Here is a 9,344-nt window from a genome sequence, read left to right as displayed (position 1 = left end):
ATGGCAATAATGCAGCTGATTGAAGACAGGCATGCTAAATCATCGACTATCATAACTTCTCAGTTACCGATTAACAAATGGTATGATTACCTGGCAGAACCGACTCTGGGCGATGCCATAATGGATCGAATTTTACAGCATGCAAACCGTATCGAATTAAAAGGGCAGTCAATGAGAGTAAGAATGAATATGCAGCAAAATCCAGTTTAGTTTTTAATTTTGTAATGCTACTGATTATATCTCTTCTAAGTGGCTCAGTTTGCAGCTCCGAAGGTGGCTCACTTTCAATGCCATACTCACAACTAAAAGGGAAGAAAAATCAAAAGGTCAAAGAGTACATAAAAACCACCGGTTTTTTTGAATGTCAAAAGCGGTTACATAGGAATACCTAATTTCTCCGCATCATGGAAGAAAGAAAATAGCCGGAAGGTTCTAAATTTTTACGATACCAATTTGAAAGATAAAAGCCGTTTTTACAGAAGATATTAAGTTATCAGGCTCAGCCCTTACCAGTGGAGTCATTGTTTAAATCTGCTCGTAAAAAGTTAACAGGTTGCGATGGTGGTCTAATGCCGGAAATTCCCGATCTCCCCATGGCTGCTCTTCCACAACAGTGTCTGTGTCATAAATAACACCTTGCTTTTTATATTCGTCGTACAACTCGTCAATACCCTGTACTTCTATCCGGCAACTTGCTGTGCCTGCCAGAAAACTTTCGGCCCCACTGCAAATTGGATCTGCAGCCAGGGCCAAGCCTTTGTTCTTCCAGCTTTCATCCGAAGATGCCCATAAATGGATTTCAATTTCGTCCCGGACTACCTTGGCAAAACCGTCATCATAATAAGGAGCTGTGAAACCTAATTTTTCAGAATAGAATTTAACGGACTCTTCAATATTTTGGACCGGAAGGGCCGGAATCGTTTTCTTCATTTTCATAGATACTGATATTATCTAGTTTAAGCACAGCACGACTTATCTAATTGGATCGGAGGACATTTTTGGGTTCCATACGTGCAAAATACACAGCAATCGCCAGAAGCGGGCTTTAACAGCGTCTTGCAATTTGTGCACTCATAAAAGTACATACATGCATCAACCGGCATTGTTTCCACGCGTTTGGTATTGCAATGCGGACAGCTAATTACTGATTCTAATATTACATTCATAGCTGTCTAGTTGTTTCAACGACTTTATAACCCGTCGCATCGACTGCCTTTTTGATTTCAGCAAGGGACGTCTTTGTACTGTCGTACTTAACGGCTGCACTACCGGTTTTATACGACACCTGGACTTGGTGTATGCCTTTTAATTTATTGACTTCCTGTTTAATATGCTGCTCACACCCTTCACAAGTCATACCCTTAATCTTTATAAAGGCTGTTTGGCCTTTCTTGGAAATAGGTTGTTGTGCTTCTTGATTTTGCTGATAGACCAGTCCTGAATAACTCGGAAAAGTAATGAGCAGTACTGCGGCAAGGGTTACCAGGCTTAAAAATTTTTTGGTCTGCATAAATGGTTTGCTTTCAGGTTCGCAATTACATGAGACTTCAGGAACTGGTTTCAAATGCTGATACCAGGCAAAGCCCAAAATCAACACCGTTCCGATAATAAAATAGGGGCGAGCTTGCCCGATCCAATCAAAAGTTGATGCCAGGCTGCTTGTGCCGGCCACCATGGCCAGTAATGGTGTGATACAGCAAACAGAACTTGCCAATGCAGTAAGTATACCGGCATTAGCAGTGATTTTGGGCGCTTTCATACTGCAACACTTTTTTGATTGGGAATATGAATAAATAATTGATCGATGACATTTGCCTGATCAGGCATGATCGAGTAAAAGATAGTTTGCCCGGTCTTTCTGGTACGTACTAGATGGGCATCCCTCAATTTACGGAGATGCTGAGAAACAGCAGGGACCGTCATCTGCAAAATATCGCTTAAATCGCAAGGACAAAGCTCGTTCTGCTGCCCGAGAAGATAAAGTATTTTTAGCCGAGCATCATTTCCAGCAAGCGCGTAAACCTGGGCTAACCGGGCAAAAACGTCTTCAATTTCATCCAATGTTTCCTTGTACCCTTGGATTTGCTCTTGATCCGCGAACAAACGGATACAGCTATTAACCTGGGGCAACTCTTTCTCTCTACTTACCATATTTTACCACTAATTCCGGTCAAATATAGTTAATATTTAAGTATTTGCTTAAATACAGTTAAGCAAATATGATATCAGAGTCAAGACGTACCAAGCTAGGAGCTTGATAAGATTTCTGCATTTAACCAAAAGCAAGTAGAAGCTTCTCAGCCTGCACTGCTCACATACATCTGTACCCACAATTCCAGACGCAGCCATTTAGGCAATACGAGACTATTTCCAGATCAGGATTTCTAAACTCTCTGTTGATGAAAAATAGGTAATATTTAATATCTGCAAGGCAACAAATCTATTTTCCCTTTCAGCACCGGGGCAAAACATCTAGTTTAAATTCAACCCAAATGCAAGTCCTAACCAAGGCTTACCCTGATAGATCCATACTTGTTTGTTTTTGTCAAGCAGATTATCAAAGCCAATTGCCAGCCCGATGGTAAAGTTGTTAATGCCAATAATTCCCGCAATCCCTTTGCCCCAAACCAGCCCATCGTATTCGCTCAAGATCTGATTATTAGTCACCGACGGATTCATCGCAGTGCCACCAAATCCAGTGAACACACCATAAGAGATACCGTAATGGCGTGTCTCCCTTTGAAAATTATTGAACGGGGTCTTCCGAAACGACAGTTGATATATATCATTGCGGTGCCCTAGATAAACCGCGCCATTGAGATTGGTATTAAATTGATTGGGGAAGCCCGAACTGGTAGGCCGATATTTAAAAGGAATGGTCAGGAAATCAATATCAAAACTAGCCTAAAATATGCAGACTTAATGCTTGCCCTGGAACTGGCTTGCGGGAAAGATTCCTGCCCGTTACCGTGTCTTGCAATCCAGGATGTTTATTAACACTATACACAAAAATAGTGTCCTCCGTATTATCAATATACACTTTTTTAGATTGGGCATTAAATGCACTGGATTTATAGTGCCCATCTGAGAGTCGGTATTTAGGAGAATCCATAATCGCGCAGCCACCCATCCCAAATATAAGCATGACAGCACAAGCCACTTTAAATCGTTTTGATTTTGCCATTACAACAATTTGACATGCCAGAGCCAGCCATTATCCATATTTTGTAGGAATCTGAACGGCTCTCCTACTCTTTTTTATGCATTGATTATACAAACTAAATAGGTTGTCCAAAGTGGACAACCTATTTAGTTTTAGCTAAGTGATAAACCAGTTATCAAGCAATTGGATCGCTATGGCCTTGTTGATGCCTTTCCGTATGGTGTTCGGCCGCAGCTTTGGCATGATGGTCCGCCAGATTATGGTGGCCATAGGCCAAATAAGCTTCATGCGTTTCTTGCTCGTGCTCACCTGATTCGTGTAGTTGTTGAGCTTTTTGATGATGCTTGGCGGCTTCTCCAAAATGGTAAGCGGCTTCTTTATGATGATTATGTTCCATAAGTTATATTTTTAACGATATAACTACAAAAACTATGCCTTAAAGAATCACTATTTCCCACCTGGAGTATAAATACATCAATTAGTTACAGCGCTTTAACCACCTTCTTGAAATATTCCTTTGTCTCCAATAGCCTGCCTTTAAATGAGTTGAATAAGCCATTTGAAAGGCTCCATATATAATCTTGATAGATACAGCCGACCTTTTAAATCAATTTTTTCCAAATTGACACACTTGCCAACCTTGCATCTCAGTTATAAAATTGACCAAGTGTAAAAGCATCGATATCATTTACCGATCAGCATTAAAACACTGATTATTCCAACTATAAATATGAAAAATAACTCCCCCTTTTTCGCTGCTATAATCTTATTCCCACTTTACGTAATTATGCTGACTGGGTGCTCTGACTCGAGTAAGGATCCTGTAACGGGCACTTATGATTCTGGAAGGCTGAAAATTAATTTTGACAATGTTGTTGACAACCAGCAACTAATATTAAATGAAATTACCTACAAAAATACCCGTTGTGCGGTTGAAATTTGAAGAGAAAAAGATTGTGCATTTCACTGAAATTCAGTAAGTTAATATGGGTACCAAACCGTATCAACCATGCACAATCTTAAGGCCAATTTCAACAAATTTTTAGCGATTGCCAAATCAGTTTTTCGTGACGAAATCAATGCGGAAGGCAATTTTCAATTCTATCCAAATAAGCCTAAAATGTCTGATATACAGATAATTACCTTATCTTGCTTAGCTGAATCGTTTTCCTTAGATTCCGAAAATTGGTTGTTTGGAAGGCTTCGATCCGGGTATACTAGACTGTTTCCCGACCTGGTTCACAGAACAACATATAACAGGAGACGACGCAGGCTTTCTGACAAGACTGCCCAATTGTCGAAGTTGGTGTGTCTACAATTTTCGGAGAATGATAACGAGTATGTTATCGATTCCATTCCCGTCCCGATTTGTCAAAAACCTCGGATTCAGCGTCTAAAAATATGCCGAGACGACGAGTTGGTCCTACCTTCCACAGCATGGCATGCAAGTCATAAGAATTACTACCACGGCTTTAAAATGCACCTGGTAATCTCCAAAAGTGGCTTCCCGTTCGCAGCTGGTATGACAACGGCAAGCATGCATGATTCCCAGTATATTCCGTTCCTAAAACACGACAATTTACCTGAATGTGAACTACTTGCGGATCGAGGTTACATTTCAGCCGGTCAACAACTTGCATTGTTTCGAGAATCAGGCGTCAGAATAATTACCCCGCTGAGGGCAAATATGAAAATCGAAAACTTGTGGAATTACCAGCGCCGGAAGACGCGTAAAATAATTGAAACTCTTTTCTCTCAACTATGCGATCAACAGTTGCTCAAACGGAACTATGCAAAGACTTCTGAGGGGTTATTTGCCCGCGTTGTTTCCAAAATAGCCTCAGTCTCAATCCTAAAAGCGATAAACTCACTGGCGAGTAAGCCGATCGGAAGAATTAAACATGCTCTCCTTTGCTAACCGCACAACAGGTGGAGTTATATAAGCAGGAGAATGAATCAAAAAGGAATCCCATACCTGGCATATATTCCGCGACTGTCCAGCATAAGTAATATCAATCAAGCTTTTGTAATTTCTTTTTCCTGTTTACGATTCTCGAATCCAGGTTTTTACTATAAGCAGGATAAGTCCTCCAAGCCTTACCCACGTACTTTTTATAAGCGTATTTGCCAATTTCATCGGTTTCCAAAACTTTGTAGTGCTCACGACGATAAATCCGGTACACCGTTCCTTTTTTATCAATGTACCCCCACAGGGAATCCTTAAACAATTTCTGTTTGCTGCCGTCATAATACCTGATCCGGACATATCTCCCATACCGCTGGGGAGTAATTTTTTCGATTAGAGTATCGCCCGTAGCGCGCTTTGATTCGTTGCTATACCTTAAAATGCGCTGGCCGATAAGTAACGATGGTAAAATGGCCATCAACACGGTGAAACAAATAGATTTCATACGAATGGATTAAGACCGATCAGCTTATATTTAACAGCTTACCAGCATGCTGGTTATTGAACCACTATTTTTTTTATCACGCTGGTCGTTTTGCCCACAAATTCCAATAAGTACAATCCGGATGGCCAAAATGAAGAAGATATTTCCTTTTCAATATTTGCCATCACGACAATATTTTCTGCAATAACACTACCCTTCACATTCACTATCTTTAATAGTGAATTTTCAGATGAAACAACCTTAATATACTGGCTAGCCGGGTTGGGATAAACCACTACCTGATGCTCGCCCACCCCTATCAATGGAGGGGTAACAGGTAATATATTGTTAAGCAACATTATCCCCCCGGCGTTAGTGCCTATTGCGATATCTGGTTTTCGGTCCCCATTATAATCGCCCGCATGGGCAAAAAGGTAATTCCCATAAACGGGTGCCGTTGACGAACCATTATTTTCAACCAGCAGGCTTTCTCTCTGTGTCCACTGCCCCCAAGCCGCGCTATGGAAAATCCGGACCGTGCCCGTGTGGTCGGCAGTGACCAGATCTGCTAGCCCGTCCAGATCAAAGTCTGCTACTGATACCTGCGCAAAACGTCCCTGAAAATTAAGTGAGACCCCTGCGAAAGAATCGGTTTGTAGTTTGAATTCGAAACGATCCCTTGACGCAGTATTGATATAGTAATAGATATTGCCTTGTGTTTTTCCTATCAATAAGTCCAGATCACCATCCCCGTCGCCGTCATAGAAAAAAGGGACGTCACCGATCCGTAGATCAGTTGGCATGGGTAGCAAGATGGCATCTTGTATATTCAGCATGGCCATCCCTGTCCTTCCTTTATTGGGTATATACCTGAATTCAGGCTTTAAGCTGCCTGACGAAACGGATGAAAACCCCAGGTCTATTGTCCCGTCTCCATTGAAATCAGCCCATTGTGGTTTGATGTTATAGAGGGTGAAAGCTTCGTAAAACCCCAAATAATTTTCAGACTCGACTTCGTACATGGGCTCTTTGGCTGTGCCCGTGTTCCTTAGAAGCCACAGACTTCCACGGAAGCCTGTATTTGTGGGATTTCCGCCTGTACCTATTATCAGGTCAAGGTCACCGTCCCCATCTACATCAAAAAAAGAGGGCGCCGCATTTTCGCCGACATCAATCATCTGGTCCTGTAAGAAGTCCTTTTGAACAAGCTTAAAATCTGGCTTTCGCGCATCGCCTGTATTTTTGTAATACCAGTTAGATGATTTGAAATCAACTGAGTTGTTGTCAGAAGATCCGACATTGGGTGCAACAATCAGGTCTTTCAATCCATCAAAATCAACATCGTCCATAAAGGCCGCAGGAAAAACAGAAATAGAGACAGGGGCGTTCGCAGGAAAGGTATTAGTGGACGATGTGTAGTTGGCGATAAGACCTGCATTGGAATTACTGACAAAGGATATATAATCACTGCTTACGTGGCCGATAAGAAGATCTTTGAAATTATCCCCATTTAAATCATTGACAAGGATAGCGTTTCCCGCATGAAGAATTCGGCCCGCAGAATAATCGACAACCCCGCATTCTGCCCCAAATACAAAGTCTAAATTGCTGTCCTTGAAAAAATTTCCCCAGCAATCACCATTCCGAAGATAGACAGGATCCGCTTGGGTACCCAGACTATCCGGCCTATCAAACCGCTCCATGCTCAGATTCTGGTGCAGTTCTATAAATGTGCCTGAATAATCAAAAGTCAGAATATCCAGATCCCCGTCATCATCAATATCGACGATTGCAGGGATATCCTCACCGGATACCTGTAAATTAAGATTTGAAGAAAAACCTTTGGTGCTTACACCTTCCCTGACCAGTTGCCATGACCAGCTGTTACTGTCTTTGAGCTGCCGGTAGACGCTAATCCCTAAGGGTGAGCTGGTGAAAAGATCTTTATGACCGTCCTTATTGTAATCTGCCAGTACCATCCAGTTGTACATTGCAGGAAATAGTAGTTCATAAGACGGGGCATGTGAAAAAACTTGTCCCAATGGATCTGACCCATTATTTATAGCAACAAATGTGGTCACCTTACTATTGGTACGGTCAAAAACCACCAGATCTTCAATGCCATCCCCATTTAGATGCATTTTAGAGAACTGTGATGCATTCAGCCCACCTGCCCAGGGATTTAACAATTGCCGCCCCTTTACATTTACTTTTGTAGTCGTATCGGTTTTAAACCAGGATTGCTGCGCATGAACTGTGGCTGAGATGGTTAGGCCAAAGAGTATATATTTTATTTTCATGGCTAATAGGCATTACGTTAGTCTCTGTGACAGGTATATCAGGTACGAAGGCTCATTTTTGCATTAGTCCCGAGACGATATTGATACTCAAAGCAACAATAACCGTATTGAATGCAAATGCCAGGACCCCGTGCATTAGCGCTAGTCTTCTGATACGCTTTGAAGTAATCTGCACATCTGAAACCTGAAAGGTCATTCCAATCACAAACGAAAAATAGGTAAAATCAAGGTAGTCGGGCTCTTTCTCATTTGGAAATTCAAGGCCCTCTGGCTTTTGATTTTTTCCTTTTAGGTCGTGTTCAATATTACAGTAATATAAATGTGCGTACCTCAAAGTAAATGTGGTATGGACCAGCCACCAGGAGCTGATGACACTGCCCAGTGAAAGTAAAATATGAGCTGTCAGATCCGATTTTGACTGCTGACCAGTACCTTGTAAGAGAATTAAAATGGCAAAAAGACTTACAAACGCCGCAGCAACAGCAAACAAGAAAATCAGCGTCCGGCTTGAATCCTGGGCATGGACTTCGTGTTTAACCTCAGCTGGATGAGATGACAAAATGGTTATCCACGATAGCGCCAGACTGGTAAGACAATAAGCAAGCCAGGTGACCATAATGTGGACGGGCTTTGAAAACGCTCCCAAAGCAAGTAGAAATGCAATCAATCCAACTGCAAGAGCTATATACAATTTATGATGCGCATCCAGACGGTTTATGAATTTCATTGCGGTACAGCGTTTAAAAAGGTGGTATGATCAAAGCATCATTCCCAGGATCATAAAAATCAGGAAACCAGTAAAGAAGGAGGCCGTATAAAAAGCGGTTTCCTTTTCTTCATGGGCTTCCACAAGCAGCTCCTCGGTGACCAGAAACAATAAAGCTGCCGACCCAAAAGATAGTATCAACTCAAGCACCTTGTCAGAGGTATTGTGCAGTAATAGCAGTCCCAGCGCTGCGCCTGTAATGAAAACCAAAGCCATAACCAGAAGGGTAAGATGAATGACCTTTTTAGAGGGCGATGATCCCGACAATGAGGTAACTGTGGCAATTCCAAGCGATAAACATTCTAAGGCAAGGGCAACCGCAAGCAGCACCCCTTCCTTCTCCCCTGCTGCAAAGCCAATGCCCAGCAGTATCCCGTCAATCAGCAGATCAATACCCATGGCTATAAGTACCCCCCACGGCAAACCGTTTACTTCTCCTACTTTTACAGCTGGCTGGATTTTCCCGGTAAAATATTTGATGAGCAGCATGGCTGCCACTCCGGACGAAAAGCCAATAATGATTGATTTCGCATCGTGTATTTTGATCATATCCGGCAGGAGCTCGACAGCAACTACCGAAAAGACAACCCCTGCCGCAAAATGCAAGATAATGCTTTTCAATGCCGCACCTGGTGGCTTGAAATAGGCGATCATACCGCCGATATACCACAGCAATACGGGAATTAAAGTAAAAACGACTTCTTTCAAAGAGATCATATCAGCGA

At 42.1% G+C, this 9,344-nt stretch carries 13 protein-coding genes; 2 read left to right on the top strand and 11 right to left on the bottom strand.

The genetic code is table 11. The features are described from left to right. The coding region (locus E0F88_RS30885; protein ID WP_165940169.1) for an ATP-binding protein at positions 1 to 210 on the top strand (210 nt) is incomplete at its 5' end. 315 nt (positions 211 to 525) lie between these two features. Here E0F88_RS30885 and E0F88_RS30880 read toward each other — a convergent pair. The 7 genes from E0F88_RS30880 to E0F88_RS30850 form a co-directional block, all read right to left on the bottom strand. Further along, positions 526 to 936, bottom strand: coding sequence for a VOC family protein (locus E0F88_RS30880; RefSeq protein ID WP_131962201.1), 411 nt, complete (start codon positions 934 to 936; stop codon positions 526 to 528). Between the two features lie 20 nt (positions 937 to 956). Beyond that, positions 957 to 1,166, bottom strand: a complete 210-nt coding sequence (locus E0F88_RS34445) for a GDCCVxC domain-containing (seleno)protein (protein ID WP_131962199.1) — start codon at positions 1,164 to 1,166, stop codon at positions 957 to 959. Next, the gene (merTP, locus tag E0F88_RS30870) at positions 1,163 to 1,759 is read right to left on the bottom strand and encodes a mercuric transport protein MerTP (protein ID WP_131962197.1); all 597 of its coding nucleotides are present in this window, start codon (positions 1,757 to 1,759) and stop codon (positions 1,163 to 1,165) included. The genes E0F88_RS34445 and merTP overlap by 4 nt, the downstream gene beginning before the upstream one ends. Next, positions 1,756 to 2,151 carry an ArsR/SmtB family transcription factor gene (locus E0F88_RS30865; protein ID WP_131962195.1) on the bottom strand — a complete coding sequence of 132 codons (396 nt, stop codon included), beginning with the start codon at positions 2,149 to 2,151 and terminating at the stop codon, positions 1,756 to 1,758. Before E0F88_RS30865 ends, merTP begins: the two co-directional genes overlap by 4 nt. Before the next feature lie 321 nt (positions 2,152 to 2,472). After that, positions 2,473 to 2,649 (bottom strand): hypothetical protein, encoded by a 177-nt coding sequence (locus E0F88_RS33860; RefSeq protein WP_165940196.1) that lies wholly within the window; start codon positions 2,647 to 2,649, stop codon positions 2,473 to 2,475. 250 nt (positions 2,650 to 2,899) lie between these two features. Next, entirely contained in the window at positions 2,900 to 3,184 is a 285-nt protein-coding gene (locus E0F88_RS30855; RefSeq protein WP_131962193.1) for a hypothetical protein, read from the bottom strand. 154 nt (positions 3,185 to 3,338) lie between these two features. After that, positions 3,339 to 3,560 (bottom strand): hypothetical protein, encoded by a 222-nt coding sequence (locus E0F88_RS30850; RefSeq protein WP_131962191.1) that lies wholly within the window; start codon positions 3,558 to 3,560, stop codon positions 3,339 to 3,341. Between the two features lie 612 nt (positions 3,561 to 4,172). Here E0F88_RS30850 and E0F88_RS34925 point away from each other — a divergent pair. Next, entirely contained in the window at positions 4,173 to 5,081 is a 909-nt protein-coding gene (locus tag E0F88_RS34925; protein ID WP_131962189.1) for an IS982 family transposase, read from the top strand. A 94-nt stretch (positions 5,082 to 5,175) separates the two neighbouring features. On the opposite strand, the gene E0F88_RS30840 is transcribed toward E0F88_RS34925, so the two are convergent. The 4 genes from E0F88_RS30840 to E0F88_RS30825 are packed head-to-tail and all read right to left on the bottom strand — an operon-like array spanning position 5,176 to position 9,336. Continuing rightward, positions 5,176 to 5,574, bottom strand: a complete 399-nt coding sequence (locus tag E0F88_RS30840; RefSeq protein ID WP_131962188.1) for a hypothetical protein — start codon at positions 5,572 to 5,574, stop codon at positions 5,176 to 5,178. Between the two features lie 53 nt (positions 5,575 to 5,627). Continuing rightward, the gene (locus E0F88_RS30835) at positions 5,628 to 7,853 is read right to left on the bottom strand and encodes an FG-GAP-like repeat-containing protein (protein ID WP_131962186.1); all 2,226 of its coding nucleotides are present in this window, start codon (positions 7,851 to 7,853) and stop codon (positions 5,628 to 5,630) included. A gap of 52 nt (positions 7,854 to 7,905) precedes the next feature. After that, on the bottom strand, positions 7,906 to 8,580 hold the full coding sequence (locus tag E0F88_RS30830; protein ID WP_131962184.1) for a DUF1345 domain-containing protein: 675 nt from the start codon (positions 8,578 to 8,580) through the stop codon (positions 7,906 to 7,908). A gap of 30 nt (positions 8,581 to 8,610) precedes the next feature. Next, the gene (locus E0F88_RS30825) at positions 8,611 to 9,336 is read right to left on the bottom strand and encodes a ZIP family metal transporter (protein ID WP_131962182.1); all 726 of its coding nucleotides are present in this window, start codon (positions 9,334 to 9,336) and stop codon (positions 8,611 to 8,613) included. Positions 9,337 to 9,344: the final 8 nt, after the last annotated feature.

The organism is Dyadobacter psychrotolerans (genome assembly GCF_004349265.1).
GTDB lineage: Bacteria > Bacteroidota > Bacteroidia > Cytophagales > Spirosomataceae > Dyadobacter > Dyadobacter psychrotolerans.
This window is presented reverse-complemented; position numbering and strand designations above follow the sequence as displayed.